Consider the following 25282-nt stretch of genomic DNA (forward strand, 5'->3'; position numbering starts at 1 on the left):
CAAAAGACTCTTCGCTATTGCTCGGAGTGACATTCCGTTTTAAATCTATTTTATATTATAAAATTTTGAGTTATAGTCGTGAATTTTCAAAACTATAACTCAAAATCTAGGCCTTATTAAGCCTTGTATTTGCTAGAAAGGTCTTTAGCTACAGTTGTTAATGTATCTATAACCTCGTCTGTTAATTTACCAGCTTTAAGCGTGTTTAAAGTGTCTTTATGCTTCGCATTTAAGAACTCTAAATAATCGCGCTCAAATTCTTTCACTTTCTCTACAGGAACATCCTTTAACAAGTTCTTAGAACCAGCGTAGATAATAGCAACTTGATCTTCTACTTTAAACGGATCGTTTTGCGCTTGTTTTAAGATTTCAACGTTACGCTTACCTTTGTTAATTACGTTTAAAGTAACGGCATCTAAATCTGAACCAAACTTAGCGAATGCTTCTAATTCACGGTATTGTGCTTGATCTAATTTTAAAGTACCAGAAACTTTCTTCATTGATTTAATCTGAGCGTTACCACCAACACGAGATACAGAAATACCTACGTTAATTGCTGGACGTACACCAGAGTTAAATAAATCACCATCTAAGAAAATCTGACCATCAGTAATAGAAATTACGTTGGTTGGAATATAGGCAGAAACGTCACCCGCTTGTGTTTCAATAATAGGTAAAGCTGTTAAAGAACCACCACCTTTAACCATAGGTTTTAACACTTCTGGAAGGTCATTCATTTCTTTAGCAATCGCATCATTATTGATAATTTTTGCAGAACGCTCTAATAATCTTGAGTGTAAGTAGAATACATCACCAGGATATGCTTCACGTCCCGGTGGACGTCTTAATAATAAAGATACCTCACGGTAAGCAACGGCTTGTTTTGATAAATCATCAAATACAATTAAAGCTGGTCTACCAGTATCTCTAAAATATTCTCCAATAGAAGCTCCTGTAAACGGTGCATAAACTTGCATTGCTGCAGGGTCAGATGCATTCGCTGCCACGATAGTAGTATACGCTAAAGCGCCTTTTTCTTCTAATGTTTTAGCAATAAGTGCTACTGTTGAAGCCTTTTGACCAACAGCAACATATATACAATATACAGGCTCACCTGCATCGTAAAATTCTTTTTGATTTAAGATCGCATCGATACAAACTGCTGTTTTACCAGTTTGACGGTCACCAATCACCAACTCACGTTGTCCTCTACCTACAGGAATCATAGCGTCAATAGACTTAATTCCGGTTTGTAAAGGTTCTGTTACCGGCTCTCTGTAGACAACACCAGGCGCTTTACGCTCTAAAGGCATTTCGTAAGTATCACCAACTATCGGTCCTTTACCATCAATTGGGTTTCCTAAAGTATCTACAACACGACCAACAATACCTTCTCCTACTTTAACAGAGGCGATACGTTCTGTACGTTTTACTGTAGACCCTTCTTTCACTCCTACTGAAGTTCCTAAAAGTACAATACCTACATTATCTTCTTCAAGGTTAAGTACGATTCCTTCTGCACCACCTTCGAATTCTACTAATTCACCATATTGTGCATTAGCTAATCCGTAAGCACGTACAATACCATCACCTACAGTTAATACTGTTCCGACTTCATCTAAAGAAGCTCCCGCTTCAAAGCCTGAAAGTTGTTGTTTTAAGATTGCTGATATTTCAGCTGGTTTTACTTCTGCCATCTTTATTTAGATATTAGTCGTTAGAAATTGAGATTTTAGTCCCTGCTTCTAACGCTTCTTAATTTAATGTAAATTCTCTTTTTAAATTATTTAGTTTGTTAGCGATACTCGCATTATATTGAATATCTCCAACACGTAACACAAAACCACCAATGATGCTTTCGTCGATAACGTTAGTCACTTCTGCGTCTTTTCCTGTAAGCTCTTTTACTTTGGCTAAGACTTTAGATTTTAAATCGTCACTTAAAGCCACCGCAGTTGTTACTGTTGCAACCTGCATGCCTTTCATCTCATCATATAAATGCGTATAGCTTACGGCTACATCATTTAAAATGGCAAGTCTTTTATTGGCGATTAAAGTATCTATTAAGTTTACAGTAACTGCATTAGTATTCGTAAATACTTGTGTTAATACTGCTTTCTTATCTGAAGCTTTTACTACAGGACTTTGAAGCATCTGACTTAAATCTGTGCTTTCTGCAATGGTATCTGTGATGGTTTTCATATCACTCTGCACTGCATCTGTAGACTTTTGATCTATTGCTAAGCTCAAAACCGCTTTAGCATATCGTATGGCCGCTCTTGATCCTGACATCTATCTTAGTTTAAAGTTGCTTCTCCTAACATTGACTCCACCAATTCTAATTGCTTGTCTTTGTTAGATAATTCATTACGCACTACTTTTTCTGCGATTTCTAAAGATAAACCGGCAACATGACTTTTTAATTCTGCCATTGCTGCTTTCTTTTCTCCTTCAATTGCTGCTTGAGCTTGAGTAATTATGGTATTAGCTTGCGCCTGAGCATCCGCTTCAGCTTCTGCAATCATTTTTTCTTTAAGTTCGCGCGCTTCTTTGATCATTGTTTCTCTTTCTAAGCGTGCTTCTTGTAATAATCTTTCATTATCTGCTTGTAAGTTCGCCATTTCACGTCTTGCTTTTTCAGCTGCGTCTAAGGCCCCTTGAATTCCTTCTTCTCTTTCGTTTAAAGAACTAAGGATTGGTTTCCAAGCAAACTTCACCATTAAGAAAATTAATAATAAAAGCAATACAGTTTGTACGGCAAATAATCCTGGTGAAAAATCGTTTAATAATGTCTCCATTGTATTAAATAATTAAATGTTTTTTTAATTTTTTTTAATTAAAATAGGCTCTGCAACCAACCGTTGCAGAGGCTCTATCTTGTTTTTTAAGCTTACTTTCCTAAGATTAAAGCACCGAATGCTAAACCTTCTAAAAGTGCTGCTACGATAATCATTGCTGTTTGGATTTTTCCAGCAGCTTCAGGCTGACGTGCAATACCTTCCATTGCTTTTCCACCAATTTGACCAAGTCCAAAACCTGCTCCAATTACGATTATTCCTGCTCCAATTAAATTGTACATAGTAAATAAATTATATAGTTAAATTAAAAAAACTCTTCTTAAATGAAATCACCTCTTACGTCTTGCGCATCTGGGATTTCGTGACCGTGAGCATCGTGCTCATGATCATGATCGTGTTCTGCTACCGCCATACCAATAAATAAAGCTGAAAGCATCGTAAAAATATAAGCTTGTAAAAAGGCCACTAAAACCTCAATAAACATAATTAAGACTGAAAGCACAAAAGATAATCCGGTCGCTCCTGCAACACCTAATGAATCTTTCATTACAAACATAATTGCAATTAAAGCCATAATAACCGTGTGACCTGCTGTAATGTTTGCAAACAAACGTACTAATAATGAGAAAGGCTTAATTACAAAAGTACCTACCAATTCAATCACGGCTAAAATAGGACGGATTAAATACGGTACTCCTGGCATCCATAAAATGTGTACCCAGAAATCTTTATTACCACTAAAGGCATAAATAATCAGGGTGAAAATAGCTAAACATGCTGTTACTGCAATCTGCCCTGTAACGTTAAATCCTAATGGTGTTAAACCTACCATGTTTAATAACCAGATAAAAAAGAACACCGTTAATAAATAACCTGTGAATTTTCTGTAGTGTTTATCTCCAATGTTTGGTTTTGCAATTTCGTCTCTTACATAGATAACAAGTGGCTCTAATACACGACCAAAACCAGTAGGAATCTTTTTATTCTTGTACTGCTTAGCCAATCTAGAGAACCAGAAGAACATTAATAAACCAATGACTAAGATACCAACAACACTCTTTGTTATAGAGAAATCTAAAACTCTAGCAGCGTTTGTAGCGTGGTGCTCAGCATCAAAATTAACTGCTGTTGCTCCGGCTTCTAATTCGTAAATCTTAGAATGAATTTTAACAAACTTCAATCCGTTTTTCTCAACAATGACATGACCATCATCATTATGATGAAATTCCGAAGACATAAAAGTCACTAGTCCTTCAGAAGACCACAAGATCACTGGAAGTGGAAAACCGGCGTGTTTGCGCTCACCTTCATCATTCGTATAAGAAAAGAATGAGAAGTCGTGAGAGTCTTGAAGGTGATGTGCAATATACGCATCCACTTCTTCTCTTGTATCTACCTGTCCACCATCTTCAGTAGATGTATTAGCGTAAATAGTTGTTGACAAGAACACTAAGACTACAAGTGCTAAAAATTTAAAACTTCGTTGAAATATCTTCATTGTTAAAAAAATCAAAAAAATTACTCTTTTCAAATTCGGTGCAAAAGTACGTAATAAATTAAAAATACAACATCTTTTTATTCTTAATATTTACGCATCGATTTCCTCTAAGATCTTTACTACAAAAATGACTTCAAGTCCTAAAAATAAGAGCACTGGCACCAAAAGGCTATACCGTTCGGGAGATGTTAAAATTTCTATGTTAAAAATTGAAGTCTTAAAAGCAGCGTAAAATAGCCCCCCTTTGATAAAAAGAGTTGGTAAATAAATGAAGCCTATTTGAGTGTGTAACATTTTTATGCTAGAAAACAGCTTAAGATGTACACATATTAATAAGGACACAATAGCCAAAAACATATTCACATCCCAAGTGCTAAAACGAACCTCAGCATTAAAGGTCTGAAGCAAGCCTTGTTGCGCAAAATGAAGAACAAAAAACATGGCGGTAAAAGACGCAATGTAAATGAAAAGCGATTTAGTCATCTTCTTTAGTTAGATTTATAACTTGCGAAATTACCAAATAAATAGAAGCAAAAACGGATAAAAGTGTCAGACTGGTTTCCCAATAGGTTTTACCATAGGTGGCATCTAGCCATGTGCCTAAATAATGCCCTAAATAAATAACACCTCCCATTTGGAAGCCTACACCTGCAAACCTAAGAAACTTGCTAGGGGTTTTACTTGGCTTTGGCACCTGAAGATTTTAAAGCTTTTACAGCGTTGTCCTCCACGGATTTTACATCGCCCTTCATAGAACAAGTGGCATTAAAGGTTGCTCCAGGCTCTACAGCAAGTTTAGCAATATGCACTTCGCCTTCAATATGAGCACTTGATTTTAAGGATAAGGTCCCGGTAAGAACAAGCTTTCCAGAAAATTTCCCTTCGAAATCAGCATTTTCACCTTGTAAGGTTCCTTGAATTAAACCTGATTTTCCAACCACTACTTTTCCAGATGTTTTTACATTACCTTCTACAATACCATCAATTCTAAACGGACCTTGACTAGAAATATCTCCAACAATTTTTGTGCCGTGAGCGATGATATTCTGTTGTGTACTTGATTCCATAATAGCTTGTAGTTTTGGTTTTTTTCTTTCTGAAGAAAACATAGTGATTAGATTTATATTACTGTATTTTTAAATACGCATTTAAGTTTTTATGACGCTGAACGATGGCGTAATTTGGAGAAGAAATAGCGATGTAAGGTCTTGTAATCTTTGGTTTAACCACACGCCCTCGTTTATCTTTTTCTTCAGACTGAAGTAACTCTGCAAAGCCACTAGCCCCTTGATAACTTTTTAATCCATGGACCACTACAAAGGTTGTATCTGCATCATATACATCTTTTGATACCGTAAGATCAAAGTAGGTAATTTTAGCAACCTCTTCTTCTAAGCGCGTTATAAAGGCTTCAACATCCTCTCCGGCATTATTTTCAAACTGATAAATAACGTTAAACTTATCTGCGGCATCATCTGCAACAAACTTCTTTTTCGCCAAGACTGGTAAGGCCTTTGCAATAATGTCTTTAGCTTTTTGCCCTTCTTCTGTGTTAGAATAATTTAATGCTATGGCGTTAATCGCTTTTTTATAGGCTTCAAAACCATATAATCGGCCTTCAGCAGAAGCTTTTAAAATTTCAAACTTAGGCACTATAGCTTCGCCCTCAAAGCGTTTAATCTGAGCTTCCGTACCTTCAATAACCTCTGCATAGGCTTCTTCTTCAAATTGTTTGTAAAGATTGGCGTAAATCACCTCTGGACTGTTTTCATCTTTAGACAATTCAGAACTTGGGTTTAAAAGTATTTCTGCATAGCGCGATTCCGGGTAACCTTCAATGATAGCTGTTTTCATGGCTGCCGCTTTTTGATTACGCCCCAGAGCTAAATAAACTTGATACAAATTGTATTTTGAAGGTAGAATAAGTCGGTCTTCAGGTTCTTTGGCCAAAAGGCTTTCAAGCTTATCCTCTGCCAATTCAAACTCTTTAAATTTTTCCTTGTAAATAACGCCTAATTGGTAATAGGCATAGTTACGGGCCTTAATAATACTATCGATGTCTTTCTGTTCCTTAGGAAGGCTATTGAGGTAGGTCTCTGGCATAAAACGAACATCTTCAACCGATTTCTCCTCGTCATCATTAGAGGCTACAGATTCATTTTTATAATCAGAACGCTGTGTGTTACGTCTCCAATTGTCTTGAAGTTTGCGTTCGCCCCAAAGTTTTAAAAATTCATTTTTTCCGTAGGCTACTGTTGTAGAATTATAAAAGTAAAACGAACTATTCTGTTGTGAGCTATTAAGACTCATAGGTTGCCTTGCCCCCATAATCTTGGCTTGGGCTGCTAACCTATTATTAGAAGCAGCCTTTGGTGCCGCTGCATTTTCTCTACGCTCTAAGGCTTCTTCTTGTTTTTTTAATTCTTCTAAAGCTTTTAAACGCTGCGCTTCCGCATGTGCTGTGTAGAGCGCTAATTGCTCATCTTTAGAAAGACTTAAAATATGTAAAATACTATCGTTGGTCTGTGCAATTCCTTCATAATAAATAACATCATCAAGATTTTCGCGCTTCCTTTTAATTACTCTATAAGGCTTAGAATTGAATTCCATAGCCGTCATGGTACTGTCATAATACGCTCCAGCCGTTTTATAGCTATTATTATCAAAATACATATTTCCGAGCGTCTCATAATCGAGTGCTTTTAAGTATTTGTCTGAACGAATTTTTCTAAGCGACTTATTATAATAGACTTCTGAAATACTATCGGATCCTTTCTCGCGGTAATACTCAGCAATACGGTAGAAAATTTTATCTAAATACGGACGGTTTTCTCTATTCTCCTCTAAGTCTACAAGGTATTCTTCGAATTCAACGCGGTCGATATTTGAAAAATCATAATTATTAGATTTCTCAATATGAGCATTAATATAGAAAGACCTCGGAATTTGACGGTGCATCTTTATAATAGCATCGAACTCTAAATTAGCGCTATCCTTTTTACCAAACTCGTTATACAACTGCGCTTTAATGTAATGGTAGCGTGCTTTTTCTCTTTTTATTTTGGTATGTTCTGCCGCTATGCCAAGTTGGGTAATGGCACTATCTTTAGCTTTTATATTGATATAAGCTTGGGCTAAGGCCGCTGTAGCATCCGCTAAATCTTGATCTTCGAGTTCTTCTTCCTCTAGAAGGCGTTTTAGCTTATCTATTGCACCACGGTTATTATCGAGGCGCATACTCGTTTTTTCGCGCCAAATTTTAACCTGATTAATTTTATCTGAGGTTGGGTATTTATTTAGAATATTATTGAAGGCGGCCATGGCTGGTACAAAGCGCTGATCGAAATAACGGGCTTGACCAAGGAGTAAATACGCCTCATCGATCTGAGGGTTTTTCTCTTTCCCGTCTATATTCATCCCATGCTTCTGAACGGCTTTAATGGCCTTTTCTTCCGCACGTTCAAAATCGGCATTTTTGGTTTGCCCTGGCAAAAAGATATCCTCTTTAACCTCCATACGCTCAACAGGCAAAAGGTTCCAGAAATCTTCGGTAAACTCGTTATTGACACTCTCAATTCCGCGTTGTAAGGCAATATTTCCGTTATAGAGAATATTGTATTCCGTACTAAGAGCATGGAAATTTCGGTTAATAAATTTATCCTTTTTACGCGAACAACTTTGCATTAACACAAGGACACCAAATAAGGACAATATGACTTTGTAAACGGTTTTCAACGGGAATTCTATTTGATTAATAGATAACTAAAATGTACGGTATTTAGTGTGTTAGTTCGTAAAAATAAGCATCTTTTTGAATTTCTAATATTATTTAGTGCCTTTTCGAGCAAATGCGGCGTGTTGTAAGTAAAAAAGGCGCACTATGATCACCTCATAGTACACCTTTTTCGTTGTCTAACTATAAAATTTTAAAGCTTAAACTTCTGTAAGCACTGTAGCATTGGCGAAATGTGCTTCTAGCTCCTTCAAGGTTTCTGGATTGGTCTCTAAATCTTTTACAATTTGTCCTTTCTCTAAAACCACAATACGTTCGCAGACTTCAGTAACGTGGGTTAAGTCGTGACTAGAGACTAAAACAGTAACCCCTTGTTTTTGCGCAAGATCTTTTATAATTTGCTTTAATCGTATTTGCGTTGTTGGATCTAAGTTAGCAAAAGGCTCGTCTAAAATAATCACTTCAGGATTCCCGATAAGGGCCGCAACGATTCCTACTTTTTTCTGATTTCCTTTACTGAGGTCTCTTAGGTATTTTTTCTGATTGAGAATTTCGCCGTGGAAAAAGTCTGAAAACTGTGCTAATAATGCATCCACATCAGATTTATTTTGACCTCTTAATTCACCAATAAAATAGAAGTATTCCTCTGGTGTTAAATAACCGATTAAAAAGGTCTCGTCAATAAAGGCTGCCGTAAAAGGCTTCCAATCTTCACTTTCATTGACTTGGATATTATTGCTTTTTATGGAACCCGTTGAAGGCTGAATTAAATCGAGCAACAAACTAAAATAGGTTGTTTTACCCGCACCGTTATTTCCTACTAAACCAAAACTTTGACCTTTTGGAATCTCTAAGGCATCAATATTTAAAACAGTGTTCTCTTTATAGGTTTTTGAAAGCTTATACGTGGATATCATAGTTTCTAATTTTTTTGTTGGTAAGCGGCTAGTGTTTTATATTTTTCTGCTTTGTAAATTCGCTCTACAATGCCAAATACTTTATTCTTAAATAGCAGTCCAATAAGACCTGATACCGCCACTAAGATAAAGCCTAAGACCTCACCACTGGCAAAATGACCAATGGCATAAATGGCTACGGGTAATATTATTTTAGGGATGGTTAAAAGCAGTGTTTTTACATTAAATGCTTTTTTGTCTCCGAAGGCTTTTTTATTGGAGGATAAATCGATAGGCGTTTTAATATAAGCACCACCCCACAGAACAATATGAGAATTCACACCAATATTATAAATAGCGCCAACCACAACAGCAGCATAAGCCTGCCAGCCCAAATAGAGATAAAATGATGCTATTATGGTGGTAATAATCGTAGCAATAACCATTAAATACCATTTAGATTCTAAATACTGTTTGTACCTGATATTTTGACTCATCATTAGTGGATAATACGCACTGTCCCAACTAGGCACAAACTGTCCGAAACTAAATAGAAAACCACCAGACACAAAAATACCTGCAAATACGCGCCAAAAAGGACCGTCATAAGCTTTTACAGCTCCAGTAAAAAATAATAAGCCATAAAAGATAAACAGCACACTCATTAAAACCGTCGTTTTAGAACGCTTGTTTCTTTTTATAAGTTTTATATCATTCTTTAGAAATGTGGATACACTACCAAAGCGGTCTAAATAGGCCATATTATCGGTTTCTCCTACAGCTACTTTTTGAGCTAAACCAGCATCTAAGTAAAAGTTTTTTCGGAAGTAGTTAAAGGCCATTTTATAAAGCAGAACCATTAATCCTACAGCTAAAATTGCAAGGTAAGGTCTATCATAAAAAGCCTGAAAAATTGGGCCTGTAAATACGGTGATATCAAAAATATTGTAGTACGTCAGTGCAGCAAAGCCAACAATCACAGCGACTAAGGCATAAAACACCACATCTTTATTATTTACAAAAATATTAATGAAGTTATTGCAATACACCAATGCCAACATAGCCACGACCCATCCTGAAACGTTAAGCGCATCATGCCCATTTAGGAGCATTACAATTGAAAAAGGTATAAAAAAGAAAGCGTGGACAATATTAAAAAACGAAATGATGGTTTTATTAATTCCGAAGCCTACAATTTTGTCTTTCTTCAGCGGTAAATACAAAAAGGACTTAATGTTTAAAATTGGCATTTTCTGAAGAAAATAACGCAGTGATAAGTCGGCTAGAAAATAAAATATGAGAATTTGATTTACAAATACTAAAGGCTCCTTTTTAAGGTACTCATCAATGATGTAATAGGCCCCTACCCCAATAAGCAACATATAGAGTAATATTGCCAAAGCACCGAACGCCATTAAAATTTTTAATATAAGATTGACTTTAAAAGAGGCTGAGCGCGTAAATGCTTTCCACTCTAAGCTTATAAAATGTTTTATCATAAGGCAATGAAGGGTTGGTTTATGCAATAAGTATGAAAAAACAACAAAATGTTACAGACTAAATTCTGGATAAGTCTCATTAAGTAGTTTTTCAGCTTTACTTGGTATAACTTCTAAACTGATATAGTTAATTAGCGTTAGAGCCGTAAAACCTAAAGAAAAGAGGAATAAAAAATAGGCATTGTCGCCAAAGTGTTCTGGGATTTTATAAACGTTGTACAACTGTGACATAAAGACAAACATTGTACTTCCTGCTTGTCTAAAAATCATTTCTTCAAGCATCCATTTTTTATGAGACACTTCTTTTCGTCGTCTAAACTGCCTATTGAGCTGTATACTTTTATAGCTACACCAGATTAAAATAATTCCGAAGAAAATTAAAGCTATAGTCGCAATATCTCCTAGAGAGAACGAGACGTAGAACACTAAATACAATGTAATGGTGGCCAAAACCTGAGGTAGCTGTAACCATTTTTTAAGCTCTGCCCACAAATAGCCTCTGTAGCGTTTATTCATGGCTTTACCTTTTTGCTCAATGGCATCCATAAAACCAAATATGCCGAATTTTTTAAAGGCTCTGTTTTTAGCGTCTTCAAAAGAAAGCTCTGGCCTTACCTGCCATTGGGCTTCTATATCATTGGCCAAGTGATCAACGAGTTCCGTTTGTAAGTCGTAATGCTCCACATAATGTTGTCTTGTAAAAGCGTAAAGATCTTGTATTTGGGGTTCGGTTAGTTTCATATTTCTTTTACAAATTGGATATATTTCTCTACAATTTTACTTCTATTATTTTCAATTACAATTACCGCAGAAAGACTTAATAAAAGTGAAACACTACAGTATAAGACTAATACTATCGGCGTTTCGAATAAATAATCTTTTAGAGCACCAAACGCATATAAAAACACAGAAGGAAGCGACGTTATCGTAAACAATGATTGCATAGATTGCACTTTTTTTAATGCTTTAGAATACCTAATTTGATAATATATTGGATAAAGCATCAAAATTGCTATTGTTGCTAACCAAATAAAGCTAAAGGTCTTTAAGCTAAAAAGGTTAAATGCCGTGTATACAAAAATTTCTAATGCTATAAATATGACTACAAATTTTAATTGATAGAAAAACTTTGCAAACTGCAGCCACAGCAACTTTTGATAACTCCAATGTATCGTCTTTTTTTGTTTCTTATCAAATTCTATTATGAAATTAACTTTACTTAATAAAAAATCTTCAATAAGCACATAAGCAGAGCTTTCTTCGAACTCTGTTGCTAAATGATCTATTAACTCAACTCTAATATCGAGATATTTAATCTTTTTATTTATAAGAAAATCATCTATAAATTTTATGTCTTCTTTGGATAATTTCATTTTGGTTAACTCTTAAAGACCTCCAGGTCAACATCCTTATTTTTGTTTTTACGCCAATTTAGGGTTTACTAAAGCTTGCATTGTTTTAATATACTCGGCAAGTTCTTCTAATTTATTCACGGTTTCTTTAGTCCCGGTTTCGGTGAGTTTGTAGTATTTACGCAGCCTATTATCCACCTTGGCCACTTCAACATCCAATAAACCTTCAGCTTCTAACTTATGCAAAGCCGGGTATAAGGCGCCTTCAGTTATCTTTAACTCGCCTTTAGTTAATTCCTTTACTTTTTGGGTAATTTCATAGCCATACATCTTATCGTGCTCATTTAAAAGCTTTAAGATAATGGTCGTTAAACTCCCTTTATATAATTTTGAATTGCTCATGGTCTTACAAATATATACATAATTTTCTTATGTATAAGAAACTTAGGTATGTCTTTTACCCATACAAGCTGTTTTATAACTTGCGGGTCTATGTCTAGAATGTTTATCTTTGCTCAAAATAATTTTTGATGTCACAATTTCATTCACTCACTATACAGTCCATTGATAAGGTTACAGATCAATCCGTTGCCATAACATTTGATATTCCTGAAAACCTAAAGGAGACGTTTAGCTTTACAGCTGGACAATATATTACTCTTAAAACCACAATAAACGGAGAAGACATTCGTAGAGATTACTCTATTTGCGCTTCACCAAAAAGTGGAAACTTAACCGTAGCTGTAAAAGCTGTAGACGGCGGAACATTTTCGGTTTATGCTAATAACAGCCTTAAAGCAGGTGATGTTTTGGACGTTGCCGCTCCTAATGGTCGTTTTACTTTTGAAGCGAATCCGGCTAAAACCAGAACCATTGCGGCTTTTGCTGCAGGAAGTGGTATTACCCCTATTCTAAGCATTGCTAAAACGCTTTTAGAAGAGGAACCTTTTAGTAATTTCATCTTGGTTTACGGAAATAAGTCGTCTAAAAACACCATGTTTTTTAAAGACCTAGTAGAATTACAAGCCCAGTATGGTAATCGTTTTCATGTTCATTTTATCTATAGCCAAGCACGTGAAGAAGGCGCTTTATTAGGTCGAATTGAAAAAAGTACGGTTAACCTTATTGTAAAGAATAAATACAAAGGGGTAACTATTGAAAAGTTTTACCTCTGCGGACCTGAACAGATGATTCACACCGTAAAAGAGGTCTTAGTAGAAAACGGCGTTAAGGAAAAGGCCATTGCTTTTGAATTGTTTACGGCACCAGTTGAAGCTGAAGCTACAGCAGCCACAGATTTACCTTCTGGAGATACTAAAATTACGGTTTTAGTTGATGAAGAAGAATTTGAATTTAGCATGCCGAAAGACCAGTCGATTTTAGAAGCAGCCTTAAAACAAGATATTGACGCGCCTTATTCTTGCCAAGGCGGAATTTGCAGCAGTTGTATTGCACGTGTAACGGAAGGTGAAGCTAAAATGCGACAAAATAATATCTTAACGGATGGCGAAGTTGAAGAAGGCCTAATATTAACGTGCCAAGCCCACCCAACTTCAGCACAGATTGTTGTAGATTATGATGATGTTTAAATAAGTGATTAGCGTTTAGATTACGCAACTTTTATAAGACTTAAGACCTGTTAGAATTTAATTTCTGATAGGTCTTTTTTATTGTAGAAGTTCTCGATACAAAATTCTGAAAAACGAATTTCACTCGAACTGACGTGCGCTAATTAAACCCAATACCGTCACTTCAAGTGATTTTTGAGGCACAAGAAAATTGTATCGAGAAGTATTAGAAACTGAATTAAAAAAGAATATGACTGACTCTTAAGGCGAACCACTTAAAACGATTCTCGATACAAAATTCTGAAAAAAGAATTTCACTCGAACTGACGTGCGCTAATTAAACCCAACACCGTCACTTCGAGTGATTTTGAAGGCACAAGAAAATCGTATCGAGAAGCATTTGAAACTGAATTAGAAAAGAATATGACTGATTCTTGAAGTTAGCCACTTGAAAGGTTCTCGATACAAAATTCTAAAAAAGGAATTTCACTCGAACTGACGTGCGCTAATTAAACCCAACACCGTCACTTCGAGTGATTTTTGAGGGACGAGAAAATCGTATCGAGAAGCATTTGAAACTGAATTAGAAAAGAATAAAGTTGACTCTTAAAGTTAACCACATGAAAGGTTCTCGATACAAAATTCTAAAAAACGAATTTCACTCGAACTGACGTGCGCTAATTAAACCCTATACCGTCACTTCGAGTGATTTTTAAGGGACGAGAAAATTGTATCGAGGAGTATTTGAAACTGAATTAGAAAAGAATAACATTGACTCTTAAAGTTAACCACTTAGAAGGTTCTAGATACAAAATTCCGAAAACGAATTTCACTCGAACTGACGTGCGGTAGTTAGACCCAATACCGTCACTTCGAGTGATTTTTGAGGCACGAGAAAATCGTATCGAGAAGCATTTGAAACTGAATTAGAAAAGAATAAAACTGAATTTTTAAGTTAATTACTTAGAAGGTTCTCGATTCAAAATTCTAAAAAGCGAATTTCACTCGAACTGACGTGCGCTAATTAAGCCCAACACCGTCACTTCAAGTGATTTTGGAGGCACAAGAAAATCGTATCGAGAAGCATTTGAAACTGAATTAGAAAAGAATAAAGTTGACTCTTAAAGTTAACCACTTCACACCGTTCTCGAGACAAAATTCTGAAAACGAATTTCACTCGAACTGACGTGCGCTAATTAAACCCAACACCGTCACTTCAAGTGATTTTTGAGGGACGAGAAAATCGTATCGAGAAGTTTACAACCTAAACCACTTCTTTAATTTTGGAAACAACAGTCGCCTCGAGCACACTACCCGCAGCGTTCTCGTACCCTTCTGGATATTTATTTCCGTAAATTGAAGTTGGAATTAAAGGAAACTGTGTTCTGTCAGCTAACAAGGCCATATCTTCAGCCTGATTAAAAGGTGCAAAGCCTGCAAAAGGATGCGTTACGCCCCAAATGGTTATAACTTTTACCCCTAACATCGCTGCCATATGAGCATTACCAGAATCCATAGCCAGCATAACATCTAAATGTGAAATAAGGCTTAGTTCTTCTTCTAAACTTAGTTGTCCTGCCACAGATTTCACATGCCTATTATCCTGCTCTATTTGATCTAAAATTTTAACCTCTTTGGCGCCACCTCCAAATAAAATAACGTTATAATGCTCAGAAACCTCAGCTATAACGGCTTTCATTTTCTCAAGAGGATACATTTTACTACTATGAGCCGCAAAAGGGGCAATTCCAACAGTTTTACGATTTTTATTAGAAATATATTGCCCTAAATAAGGCGCCAAAGCTTCCGGTTTAGCAAAGGTCGGTGCCGTTAAATCCACAGGATAACCTAAAGTCTTAAACACCTCGGCATAACGTTGATGTGTTGTTTTTAAGGGCCTAAAATCGGCTCCTGAAACCAAAGCTTTTTTCTCTGCCCTCCCCTTATCTAGCTGCACGACTTTTTTCCCGAAGAAAAAGACCTTTAAAATCTTACTACGAAGTACGTTATGCAAATCGGCCACGGCATCAAAACGTAAGGCTTTTAGCTCCTTGGCCAATTTATAAAGCCCTAACACCCCCTTATGTTTTCCTTTAAAGTCGGCAGCATACACGGTAACGTTATTTAAATCCTTAAAAAACGGTTTAAAAAAGGCTCTTGTTACCACTGTAATTTTTAAATCAGGGTATTGTGAAGTCAGTGCTCTTAGTACGGGAACGGTCATTGCCACGTCTCCCATAGCCGAGAATCTAAGTACTAGTATATGATTAGGATTTGCCATAAAACTACTTATTACAAAAGGCATTAAAAAAACCGTTATCGTAGAAACACCACGACAACGGTTATAAATTTATATCGAATTCGATAGTTAAGATTTTAGAATTGCTCTTATAGGTTTTTCAACCCTAAAAACACTTATTTCTGTCCTCTTAACACCGGATTAAGCTCATCGTCGTTGTACATTTTCATTTGCTTATAAACTTTCATGTACTTATCGCCATTAGCAATATCAGTAAGTAAATCGTCTATAGCAGTGCTTAAATCTACACGTTGCTCTAATAAAACGTCAAGTTTTTTCTGACAAGCTGCTTTATGAGCCTCAGAAGCATCTTCTCTTACCGTTTCAATATGCATATGATAAATTTTCAACGCTAAAATAGACAGTCTGTCTATGGCCCACGCCGGACTTTCAGAATTAATCTTAGCATCAGGTTTAACGCTAACCTCTTTATATTTATCTAAAAAATAGCTATCAATAAACTCCACCGTATCCGTTCTATCCTGGTTAGAGGCATCAATCATTCGTTTCAGCTTTAAAGCCGCCACAGGATCGATATTAGGATCTCTAATAATATCTTCGTAAGCCCACTGAACAGTGTCTATCCAAGACTTTCTATATAATAAATGCGCTATTAAATCTTCGTTTTTATCGTACTTATTAGTAAAAGGTTGATCTACGGTATTTAATACTTTATAGGTTTTTATAACGTCCTGAAAAATGGCGTTTGCTTTTTGTGAAAACATAATGAAATTAATTTATTGTTTACAAATATAGTTGGAATTATTAACTTTAACGACTGAACTAATTCTCAAAATATGCATATTCATAACCTTTCTGAAACCCCTTCGATTTTAAATACTTTTATGTCAGAATTACGTGACGAAACCATACAAAAAGACAGTATGCGATTCCGTAGAAATATTGAACGTATTGGTGAAATTATGGGGTATGAATTGAGTAAATCGCTTCAATATGATGCTGAAACAATACAGACACCTTTAGGGAAATCTGAAACAGTGTTACACCGTAAAGACATTGTACTTTGTTCTATCTTAAGGGCTGGTGTTCCGCTTCATGATGGTTTACTAAATTACTTTGATGCCGCAGAAAATGCTTTTATTTCAGCTTACAGACAGCATAAACATGACCCTGAGAGTTTTGAAATTATTGTTGAATATTTAGCCTGCCCTAGTTTGGAAGGCAAAACCTTAATCCTAGCCGACCCGATGTTAGCAACCGGGCAATCGATGGTGGCTACCTTTGAAGCTCTTAAACCTTTTGGAACGCCTAAAGCCATTCATCTTGTCAGTGTTATTGGCGCACAGCCAGGTGTCGATTTTGTCTCTAAAGCCTTTGACCAAGAGGTACACCTTTGGATTGCTGCAATTGATGAGAAACTAAACGACAAGGGCTATATAATTCCGGGCTTAGGAGATGCTGGCGATTTAGCGTTTGGAAATAAGTTACAGCAATAAACCAATTATAGGAACCACAATTAAAAGGCCTACAAAGACTTCTTTAAACCAACGTTCCGAAATCATTTCCATATAGTTGGCCATTACAATAGCAAAAGGGGCCAACAAAAAGAGAAATTCACTTCCGTTTTTAATCGGGGCGATAAGCGCTATTAATACCGCGATTACAGAAGCCCAAGCGATTAAAAAATAAGATGGTTTTAGTTTTTTATTTTTTTCAGGAATCATTCTGAAATAATAAAAAAGCGCCCAAACCAACAAACTAAATAAAATGGTGAGTTTCAGAATGCTCTCTCTACTGTTGTAAGCGGTAAAGTCTAAGCTGGCATAACGCTCAAAATCCGACGGATTAAAGTAAACATCGTAAAAAACAATATTATAAGCCATCAATAAAATTAGTGCTGTAGCCATCCCCGTAAAAGGAATGATAACATTTTTAATATCGTTCTGCGCGTAATAAATTAAGGCTACAAGAATTAAGGCAAAAAACAAGATGGCCCAAAAGTAAAATAAGGCCGCGATACCAATCCAGAAGGCCGCATCAAACAATTTTTTCTTAATATGTAATTTAGAATGGAGACTTATAAGGCGTCTTAGCGCAAAGATTACAAACAAATTAGAGAGCAGTAAGTCAGCATGTTTTAAAGCCTCTGGCAGTAGTCCAACAAGCAGACCAAACGTCATAATAGCATAACTATTTCGTTGTGTAAGATTGTTTTTGGAAACAATAAAATCGAGTAAAAAAACTAAAAACAAGGTTAAGAACCACTTAAACAGCACCGCAAGACCGCTTTGCATATTAGATAGCATTGCGCTGTAGTTGGTAAGTACAAAAAGTATACTTACGTAAACGGCAACTATAATAAAGTTTATAGGTTTAGATTTACTAAAAATACTTGTAATCATAGCGTAATTCTTATAGGTATACTAGGGGTTGGTGTTGCGCGCATCGACTTAAACCTTACTTATTCTGAATAAAACAATGCCACAAAAAATGTATAGAGCCAATAATAACAGTCTGATTTCTTTTTGTATTTTTGCTTTTCAAATCTCAAATATATAACCAACTTAGAATTGGTGTAAATTTATAAAGTTATGAAAGATTTCTTTTACGCAATACAAGATTTATTTGTTAATGTGCTACTTGCACCGCTTGATGGCTTAAGAGCACTTGAATTAGAAAACTGGTTTTCTGCCAACATTTTAAACTGGCTTTTTATGGCTATTGGTGTTGTTGCTTTTGTTTATTGGATGTTACAATTGAAGAAATTCAATGATAATAACGAAGAAAATAAAAGTATTTCTTCGCACTCATACCTTTAATAGTTTCCTTATTACAGTAAAAGAACTTTGATTTCCGTACTTAATTAAAGCAATAATAGAGGACCTATTAGTGTTTTAGTATTCGGCAACCAAAGTTCTTTATATAATAATAATTGGGTTGATTTTTATAAATCGAACCCAATATCTTTACGATAATACATCTTATCAAAATGTAGATTTTCTATACTTTGGTAAGATTTTTTTATGGCCTCATTGTAAGTATCCCCATAAGATGTAATAGCCATTACACGACCACCAGAGGTGACAGTTTTTCCTTCTTTAGAGATAGCCCCCGCATGGAAAGCAATAGAATCTGTAAGCGTCTCTACTCCGGTAATTTCTTTACCTTTTTCGTAGGCTTCCGGATATCCACCAGAAACTAGCATTACAGTTGTAGCTGCGCGCTCATCAATAGTAATTGTTACGTCTTTTAGCGTTTGGTTAGCCATAGCCTCAAAAACCTCAACGATATCCGTTTTTAAACGAGGTAATACAACTTCGGTTTCAGGATCCCCCATTCTAACATTATATTCAATAACTTTAGGGTCGTCTCCTACCTTAATTAAACCGATAAATATAAATCCGACATACGGTAAGTTATCTTTCTTTAAACCTTCTACTGTAGGTTTTACGATTTGATTTTCAATTTTATCTAAAAAGGCCTCAGTTACAAAAGGTACTGGCGATACAGCTCCCATTCCTCCTGTATTAAGTCCGGTATCCCCTTCTCCAATACGTTTATAATCCTTTGCCGTTGGTAATACTTTGTAATCTTTACCATCGGTTAAGACAAAGCAACTTAATTCGATACCATCTAAAAACTCTTCAATAACAACTTTAGTACTTGCCTCACCAAACTTCGCATCAACAAGCATACTTTTTAATTCAGCTTTAGCGTCGTCTAAATCATTAAGGATAAGCACCCCTTTACCTGCTGCTAAACCATCTGCTTTTAAAACGTAAGGTGGTTTTAGGGTTTCTAAAAATTTGTACCCCGCTTCTACGTTCGCTTTTGTAAAGCTTTCGTAAGCCGCAGTAGGAATATTATGACGCATCATAAATTCTTTAGCAAACTCTTTACTTCCTTCTAATTCTGCAGCCGCTTGTTGTGGTCCAATAACCGCCACGCCTTTAAGGGCTTCATCTTGTAGAAAAAAGTCGTGAATACCTTGCACTAAAGGATCTTCAGGACCTACCACAACGATATTGATTTTGTGTTCTAAAACAGCCGCTTTAATGGCTTCAAAATCAGTAACACCAATATTAAGATTGGTGGCAATAGCCTCTGTGCCCGAGTTTCCTGGCGCTACAAAAAGCCCTTTACAACGGTTACTTTGCGCAATTTTCCATGCAAATGTGTGTTCTCTTCCTCCAGAACCTAATACTAAAATATTCATCCTAAAAATTGTTTCAGCAAAAATAATTGGTTTTAAGTTTAAAAAGCAATTATTTTACGGAAACCTTAAAGCCAAAAACAACATTGCGATTATTCGATTTATCATTACAACTCAATGGCTTTAATATCCAAAAGGCGAAGTCTGTATTATCTACAATTCAGGCCAAAAGTGATAAGGACTTTCAATTGTATGTTGAAGCCCAAAAAAAGGCCATTATTTTATACCATTTAGCGCATAATCCATTTTATAAAACTTTAGGAAAAGCCATTGACCCTGAAGATTTGGATACCGTACCTATTCTAACAAAACGCCATTTACAGCAACCCTTAGAACAACGATTGAGTTCGGACTACACCCCTGACACTGTATACAAAAACAAAACCTCAGGAAGTTCTGGAGATCCCTTTATTTTTGCAAAAGACAAATGGTGCCATGCTCTGACTTGGGCCGAAATAATGAATCGTTTTGGTTGGTATGGCATTGATTTTAATCACTCTAAGCAGGCGCGTTTTTACGGTATTCCTTTAGATAAAAAAGGCTACTACAAGGAACGATTAAAGGATTATTTTATTAACCGCTATCGATTTTCCGTTTTCGATTTAAGCGATACGGCTTTTGAAAAGGCTCTGAGCAAATTTCAAGCGACGCATTTTAATTTTATAAACGGTTATACTAGCGCTATTGTTCAGTTTGCGAAATTTTTAAAGCGCAAAAACATCATTTTAAAAAGTGTCTGTCCTAGTTTACAAGCTTGTATTGTAACCTCTGAAATGTTATTTGATGCCGATAAAGAATTATTAGAAACCCAATTTGGACTGCCGGTAATTAATGAATACGGGGCTTCTGAATTAGATTTAATAGCTTTTCAGAACCCACAAGACGAATGGCAGGTTAATAGCGAAACGTTATTTGTGGAAATTTTAGATGCTAACAATAAGGTTTTACCCTACGGAGAAGAAGGCCGGGTGGTCGTTACCTCCTTGTACAATAAAGCCCATCCTTTTATTAGATATGATTTAGGTGATATAGGTGTTTTATCTGAAGAAAGTACCTTAAGAAAGCCTATTCTGAAGAAACTCACCGGAAGAACCAACAGTATTGTAGAACTGCCTAGTGGTAAAAAAGCCGCAGGATTAACCTTTTATTACATTACTAAAAGTGTGATTGAAGATGATGGTAATGTTTCTGAATTCATTGTAGAACAAACCCTCATAGATCATTTTATTATTAGATATGTAAGTGTGGAAGCCCTAAAACCTGATAAAAAGGATAAAATCACTTCTGAAATAGAACGTTATTTAGAAAGTGGTATTAAGGTTAGTTTTGAGCGTGTCTCTCAACTGAAGCGCACCAAAGCAGGGAAATTAAAACAGTTTATTTCTAATTTTAATACAAACAGTTAGTGGAAAAATTAATGATCATAACAAGTTACTACCCTCCTGAAATTGGTGCAGCTTCAAATCGAATTAATCACTTGGCAGAGGGCTTGAAAGAAGATTACAAAATAAGTGTAGTAACCCCACTTCCTAATTATCCAACCGGAAAAATTTTTAAAGAATATAAAAATAAATTTCAGTGTAAAACAGAAGAGAACGGTATTGAAGTGATTAGATTATGGCTTTATGCATCAGTATCTAAAAATAAGTTTTTACGATTATTTGCAATGCTATCATACAGTATGAGTTTAATCTGGTTTTTTATTTGGAATAAAATTCCTGATAAAGTAATTGTACAATCTCCCCCTCTTTTAGTTTCTTTCACTTGTATGTTCTTTTTAAGGTTTGGTAAGAGAAAACTAATTTTAAATGTAAGCGACCTTTGGCCAAGTGCCGGTTTAGAATTAGGCGCTTTAAAAGAAAATTTTTCCTATTATCTATTAAAAAAGTTAGAGGCTTTTAATTATAACAATGCTAATCTAATTTTAGGACAAAGTAAAGAGATTCTTGCTCATATTGAAACCATTACTACAAAACCAAAACTATTTTTATATAGAAATTTTCCAGAAATTAAAACTATCCATCTTGAAAAACCGAACGCAGCTAAAGGAAGAATAAAGGTAGTTTATGCAGGGCTTTTAGGCGTAGCTCAAGGAATTCATAAACTTTGTAAAAAAATAGATTATACGAGTATCGAATTTCATATATATGGATCTGGTACTGAAGAAGAAGCGATTAAAAGCTTCATTAATTCTAATAAAGATATACCACTATATTTTCACGGAAGAGTTAATAGAGAGGAATTACATCAAAAACTTCTCAACTATGATCTGACTATTATTCCACTATTAAATCGAATTTACGGATCTGTCCCTTCTAAAATATTCGAATATGCAAATCTAGGTTTACCCATGCTATATTTTGGAGGAGGCGAAGGAGAAGAAATAATAAACCAAAATAATTTAGGGTGGGTTGCTGAAGAAGGAAATTACAAAGACTTAAATAACGTCCTTAATTCCATTTCTACTGAAGACTTAAACTTAACGTTTAAAAATAATATTCAGAATGTAGCAAAACTAAATTTCGATTTTAAAAAACAACTAAAGCATCTTAAAGACCTAATTTAATACGCCTTTTCGTCACCTTTAATCATATTGACTAAGGTTTGGAAAATAATTTTTAAGTCTAAGAGCGGTGACCAATTTTCGATATAAAATATATCGTATTTAATTCTATTAATAATATCCTTATCGCGTTTAATTTCACCTCTATAGCCTTTAATTTGCGCTAATCCCGTGACTCCTGGTTTAACATTATGTCTAAAAATAAAATTGTATTTATTAATCTTTTTAGAATAGTCTTCAGTGTAGGAAAGCATATGAGGCCTTGGTCCTACCACCGACATATCGCCCTTTAGGACATTAATAAATTGAGGCAACTCATCAATACTAGTTCTTCTTATAAATTTACCAATAACTGTAAGTCGCTTATCATTTTCTTTTACATAAGTGCCTTTTTGCTCTTTCGTTTCTGTTAAAGATCGGTACTTGTAGCAAGTAAAGGGGTGGTAATTGATCCCTGTTCTTTTGTGCTTAAAGAATAAAGGTCCTTTAGATTCTAATTTTATTAATAGGAATAAAATGACCGAAACCCAAGACAGTACAAAAACAATCATCAGTAAGGAAAACACAATATCAAAAGTACGTTTTAAAAACTTGTTGACGTCGTTATTTAAAGCTACATCTTGTATAGACAAGACCGGTATATAATTGTAATAATCGGTTTTAAAACGCTTTGTAAAGAGCTTTTTGGTATCTGGAATAAACTTAATATTACAATGGTTAAGGTTAGCGTACCTTACATACTCGTTAATTTCGGGTTCCGTTAAATCTGAAATGGAACAATAAATCTCATCGATATTGTCTGTATTCGATTTTAAGTACTTAAAGCTATCTTTTATAGTACCAGTAGTCTTATTGCTCTTAGTATCGCTAAAAATGGCTTTAATATGGTATCCTAGATCTTTTTTCTTGAAGACTTTTTTTAATTCATTAACGCTATTACCACTTCCTATTAAGATAATGTTTCTTTGATTTCCGCTTAAGTATACTCTAAAGTATTTGAGCACGTAATACGTAAGCAGTTTCATAAAACTGATGGCCAAGAAGACTAGTAACAGATATTTCAACGTAATAGAGGCTTCTATATTGATACTTCTAAATAACCCTTCAAAGGCAAACACCAATATGGCATACACGAGAAATTGTTTTATAATAAGCGATAAAATATTGAGTACGGAAGTGTATCTATAGACTTTATAAAACTTTAAAAACTGTGTGGATAGTAACCAGAATACAATAGAGTAAAAAAGGTAAAGGAAATTTTTGTTGTTTAAGAATTCTATTGAAAAAAAATAAAGCCCTTGACGGTTAAAATTAAGCAGGTAGAGCGCAAAAACATTGATAACAAGAAGATCGTAAATCATTAAAAGAGGCCGTAGCAGCCATGAATATCTTCCTCTTATAAATTCCATATTTAATTGCCCTTACTGTAGGGTTATTTTGTTTTTTAACTGATCTCTATTGGAAAGGAATTGATTTGATTTAGCGCTAAGCCTAATAGGCTTTATCTTCTCCTTTTACGGCATTGACAAAGGTCTGAATGATGATTTTGATATCTAAAAGTAAGGACCAGTTTTCGATATAAAAAATATCATATCTCACACGGCCAATAATATCTTTATCCGTTTCTACCTCACCTCTAAATCCACTTGTTTGCGCTAAACCTGTAATTCCTGGCTTTACAAAATGTCTCACCATAAATTTGTCAATTTTCTTAGCGTATAGCGTCGTATGGCTCACCATATGTGGTCTAGGCCCTACTACAGACATATCGCCAAAAAGCACATTGAAAAACTGAGGCAATTCGTCTATACTTGTTTTTCTTATAAATTTCCCCACTTTAGTAACCCTTTGGTCTCCCCTAGTGGCTTGGTTAGCATGTGCATCTTTATTAGGCATCATTGACCTAAATTTATAACAATCAAATTCCTTATAATTAAATCCGTTTCTAGTTTGTTTAAAAAATACAGTTCCCCGAGATTCTAATTTAATTAATATCGCAATTATTGGAGTTAACCATGAGAGTATCAATATAATTACTAAAGAAGAAAACAGAATATCAAACCCTCGTTTTATAAAGGTGTTTACTGAATCTTCTAATGGAATATTTCTTAACGTAAGAACCGGGATATAATCATAATATTCGTAACGCAGTTTTTTGGAATAAATTTCCTTACTGTCTGGAATAAATTTTAAAATCTTAAGATTATTATCAGCGAAATTTACAATATCTGCAATTTGGCTATTGGTAAGTTCTGAAATAGAACAATAAATTTCATCGATATCTTCAGCTAATACATATTGAAAACACTCTTTTAAAGTGTTTGTTTTATGTTTCAGGTTGAAGGTCTTTTTGTGCAAATAACCGTATTCTGGATTTTTATTAAAAAAGTTATTTAACGCTAAAGTTTTCTTATTCAACCCTATGATTACTGTTTTTCTATAATTACCACCAAAAGAGGTTCTATACTTTTGCAATAGATAATAAATGGTGAACTTAAAAATTGAGATCAGTATAAAGCACAGTATGGTATATATGACGATAGGCTTTGAATATATAAGCAACTCATGAAATAAGCCCGAAAAGGCAAAAACGACGAGTAAAAATAGAATGTATTGCCTTACTATAAGAGATAGAATATTTACGGGACGTGTATATCTATACACCTCATAAAAACGAGAGTAAACCGATAATAAAAACCAACTTATGGAGATGATAATAAAAAACACCGTTGGGTCATTACTTTTAAATAAGTATAAAGCCGCTACACCATTAATGATAATTAAATCAATAATGTATGAAATAGGTCTTAAATATCCGGAATATCGGCCTTGTTTGAATAAACTCAATTCTTAAATTTTATTATCTAACGTTTTAAATGTAAGCCAACCTATCTAAACTTAT

General features: G+C 35.0%; 25 protein-coding genes. 5 read left to right on the plus strand and 20 right to left on the minus strand.

Annotation, left to right across the window (positions count from 1 at the left end):
• Positions 1–116: 116 nt before the first annotated feature.
• The 14 genes from atpA to ACFQ13_RS13755 form a co-directional block, all read right to left on the minus strand.
• Positions 117–1697, minus strand: a complete 1581-nt coding sequence (gene atpA / locus ACFQ13_RS13690; RefSeq protein ID WP_386118276.1) for a F0F1 ATP synthase subunit alpha — start codon at positions 1695–1697, stop codon at positions 117–119.
• Positions 1698–1755: 58 nt separating this feature from the next.
• Entirely contained in the window at positions 1756–2292 is a 537-nt protein-coding gene (gene atpH / locus ACFQ13_RS13695) for an ATP synthase F1 subunit delta (RefSeq protein ID WP_386118278.1), read from the minus strand.
• Between the two features lie 5 nt (positions 2293–2297).
• Positions 2298–2798, minus strand: a complete 501-nt coding sequence (locus ACFQ13_RS13700; protein WP_348419223.1) for a F0F1 ATP synthase subunit B — start codon at positions 2796–2798, stop codon at positions 2298–2300.
• 92 nt (positions 2799–2890) lie between these two features.
• Positions 2891–3079, minus strand: a complete 189-nt coding sequence (atpE, locus tag ACFQ13_RS13705) for an ATP synthase F0 subunit C (protein WP_114308053.1) — start codon at positions 3077–3079, stop codon at positions 2891–2893.
• Between the two features lie 38 nt (positions 3080–3117).
• Positions 3118–4296 carry a F0F1 ATP synthase subunit A gene (gene atpB, locus ACFQ13_RS13710; protein WP_386118281.1) on the minus strand — a complete coding sequence of 393 codons (1179 nt, stop codon included), beginning with the start codon at positions 4294–4296 and terminating at the stop codon, positions 3118–3120.
• A gap of 90 nt (positions 4297–4386) precedes the next feature.
• Entirely contained in the window at positions 4387–4779 is a 393-nt protein-coding gene (locus ACFQ13_RS13715; protein WP_386118282.1) for a DUF6168 family protein, read from the minus strand.
• On the minus strand, positions 4772–4990 hold the full coding sequence (locus tag ACFQ13_RS13720) for an AtpZ/AtpI family protein (protein ID WP_386118284.1): 219 nt from the start codon (positions 4988–4990) through the stop codon (positions 4772–4774). The genes ACFQ13_RS13715 and ACFQ13_RS13720 overlap by 8 nt, the downstream gene beginning before the upstream one ends.
• On the minus strand, positions 4974–5405 hold the full coding sequence (locus ACFQ13_RS13725; RefSeq protein WP_386118286.1) for a bactofilin family protein: 432 nt from the start codon (positions 5403–5405) through the stop codon (positions 4974–4976). The genes ACFQ13_RS13720 and ACFQ13_RS13725 overlap by 17 nt, the downstream gene beginning before the upstream one ends.
• Positions 5406–5421: 16 nt before the next feature.
• Positions 5422–8031 carry a type IX secretion system periplasmic lipoprotein PorW/SprE gene (porW, locus tag ACFQ13_RS13730; RefSeq protein WP_449361598.1) on the minus strand — a complete coding sequence of 870 codons (2610 nt, stop codon included), beginning with the start codon at positions 8029–8031 and terminating at the stop codon, positions 5422–5424.
• 198 nt (positions 8032–8229) lie between these two features.
• Complete coding sequence (locus tag ACFQ13_RS13735; protein WP_114308059.1) at positions 8230–8946, minus strand: ABC transporter ATP-binding protein; 717 nt, start codon at positions 8944–8946, stop codon at positions 8230–8232.
• A 5-nt stretch (positions 8947–8951) separates the two neighbouring features.
• Positions 8952–10424, minus strand: coding sequence for a DUF5687 family protein (locus ACFQ13_RS13740; RefSeq protein WP_386118288.1), 1473 nt, complete (start codon positions 10422–10424; stop codon positions 8952–8954).
• Positions 10425–10475: 51 nt separating this feature from the next.
• Positions 10476–11165: a hypothetical protein gene (locus ACFQ13_RS13745; protein WP_386118290.1), complete on the minus strand. Its 690-nt coding sequence runs from the start codon at positions 11163–11165 to the stop codon at positions 10476–10478.
• Positions 11162–11797 carry a hypothetical protein gene (locus ACFQ13_RS13750; RefSeq protein WP_386118291.1) on the minus strand — a complete coding sequence of 212 codons (636 nt, stop codon included), beginning with the start codon at positions 11795–11797 and terminating at the stop codon, positions 11162–11164. The genes ACFQ13_RS13745 and ACFQ13_RS13750 overlap by 4 nt, the downstream gene beginning before the upstream one ends.
• A 48-nt stretch (positions 11798–11845) precedes the next feature.
• A complete protein-coding gene (locus tag ACFQ13_RS13755; protein WP_092445958.1) occupies positions 11846–12178 on the minus strand; it encodes a PadR family transcriptional regulator in 333 nt (110 codons plus the stop codon).
• Between the two features lie 128 nt (positions 12179–12306).
• Between ACFQ13_RS13755 and ACFQ13_RS13760 the strand changes: the two genes are divergently transcribed.
• A complete protein-coding gene (locus tag ACFQ13_RS13760) occupies positions 12307–13365 on the plus strand; it encodes a 2Fe-2S iron-sulfur cluster-binding protein (protein WP_386118293.1) in 1059 nt (352 codons plus the stop codon).
• Between the two features lie 1243 nt (positions 13366–14608).
• On the opposite strand, the gene ACFQ13_RS13765 is transcribed toward ACFQ13_RS13760, so the two are convergent.
• Positions 14609–15625: a glycosyltransferase family 9 protein gene (locus ACFQ13_RS13765; RefSeq protein WP_386118295.1), complete on the minus strand. Its 1017-nt coding sequence runs from the start codon at positions 15623–15625 to the stop codon at positions 14609–14611.
• A gap of 134 nt (positions 15626–15759) precedes the next feature.
• Positions 15760–16368 (minus strand): DUF4254 domain-containing protein, encoded by a 609-nt coding sequence (locus tag ACFQ13_RS13770; RefSeq protein ID WP_386118297.1) that lies wholly within the window; start codon positions 16366–16368, stop codon positions 15760–15762.
• Between the two features lie 72 nt (positions 16369–16440).
• Between ACFQ13_RS13770 and upp the strand changes: the two genes are divergently transcribed.
• The gene (gene upp / locus ACFQ13_RS13775; RefSeq protein ID WP_386118299.1) at positions 16441–17100 is read left to right on the plus strand and encodes a uracil phosphoribosyltransferase; all 660 of its coding nucleotides are present in this window, start codon (positions 16441–16443) and stop codon (positions 17098–17100) included.
• Here the strand turns inward: upp and ACFQ13_RS13780 are convergent.
• Positions 17089–18006 (minus strand): DUF6427 family protein, encoded by a 918-nt coding sequence (locus tag ACFQ13_RS13780; protein ID WP_386118301.1) that lies wholly within the window; start codon positions 18004–18006, stop codon positions 17089–17091. The genes upp and ACFQ13_RS13780 overlap by 12 nt on opposite strands.
• Positions 18007–18195: 189 nt before the next feature.
• Here ACFQ13_RS13780 and ACFQ13_RS13785 point away from each other — a divergent pair, with 189 nt between their 5' ends.
• Entirely contained in the window at positions 18196–18423 is a 228-nt protein-coding gene (locus tag ACFQ13_RS13785; protein WP_114308068.1) for a DUF6341 family protein, read from the plus strand.
• A 125-nt stretch (positions 18424–18548) separates the two neighbouring features.
• Here ACFQ13_RS13785 and purD read toward each other — a convergent pair whose 3' ends face one another.
• The gene (gene purD / locus ACFQ13_RS13790; protein WP_386118303.1) at positions 18549–19820 is read right to left on the minus strand and encodes a phosphoribosylamine--glycine ligase; all 1272 of its coding nucleotides are present in this window, start codon (positions 19818–19820) and stop codon (positions 18549–18551) included.
• A gap of 83 nt (positions 19821–19903) precedes the next feature.
• Here purD and ACFQ13_RS13795 point away from each other — a divergent pair, with 83 nt between their 5' ends.
• Together ACFQ13_RS13795 and ACFQ13_RS13800 are read left to right on the plus strand one after the other, a co-directional pair.
• Positions 19904–21223, plus strand: coding sequence for a phenylacetate--CoA ligase family protein (locus ACFQ13_RS13795; protein ID WP_386118305.1), 1320 nt, complete (start codon positions 19904–19906; stop codon positions 21221–21223).
• On the plus strand, positions 21223–22383 hold the full coding sequence (locus ACFQ13_RS13800) for a glycosyltransferase family 4 protein (protein WP_386118308.1): 1161 nt from the start codon (positions 21223–21225) through the stop codon (positions 22381–22383). Before ACFQ13_RS13795 ends, ACFQ13_RS13800 begins: the two co-directional genes overlap by 1 nt.
• Here the strand turns inward: ACFQ13_RS13800 and ACFQ13_RS13805 are convergent.
• On the minus strand, positions 22380–23789 hold the full coding sequence (locus tag ACFQ13_RS13805) for an exopolysaccharide biosynthesis polyprenyl glycosylphosphotransferase (RefSeq protein ID WP_386118311.1): 1410 nt from the start codon (positions 23787–23789) through the stop codon (positions 22380–22382). The two genes, ACFQ13_RS13800 and ACFQ13_RS13805, sit on opposite strands and share 4 nt — an antisense overlap.
• Before the next feature lie 82 nt (positions 23790–23871).
• Complete coding sequence (locus ACFQ13_RS13810) at positions 23872–25227, minus strand: undecaprenyl-phosphate glucose phosphotransferase (protein WP_386118313.1); 1356 nt, start codon at positions 25225–25227, stop codon at positions 23872–23874.
• Between the last annotated feature and the right edge of the window lie 55 nt (positions 25228–25282).

This window comes from Winogradskyella rapida, assembly GCF_042675845.1.
Lineage (GTDB): Bacteria > Bacteroidota > Bacteroidia > Flavobacteriales > Flavobacteriaceae > Winogradskyella > Winogradskyella rapida.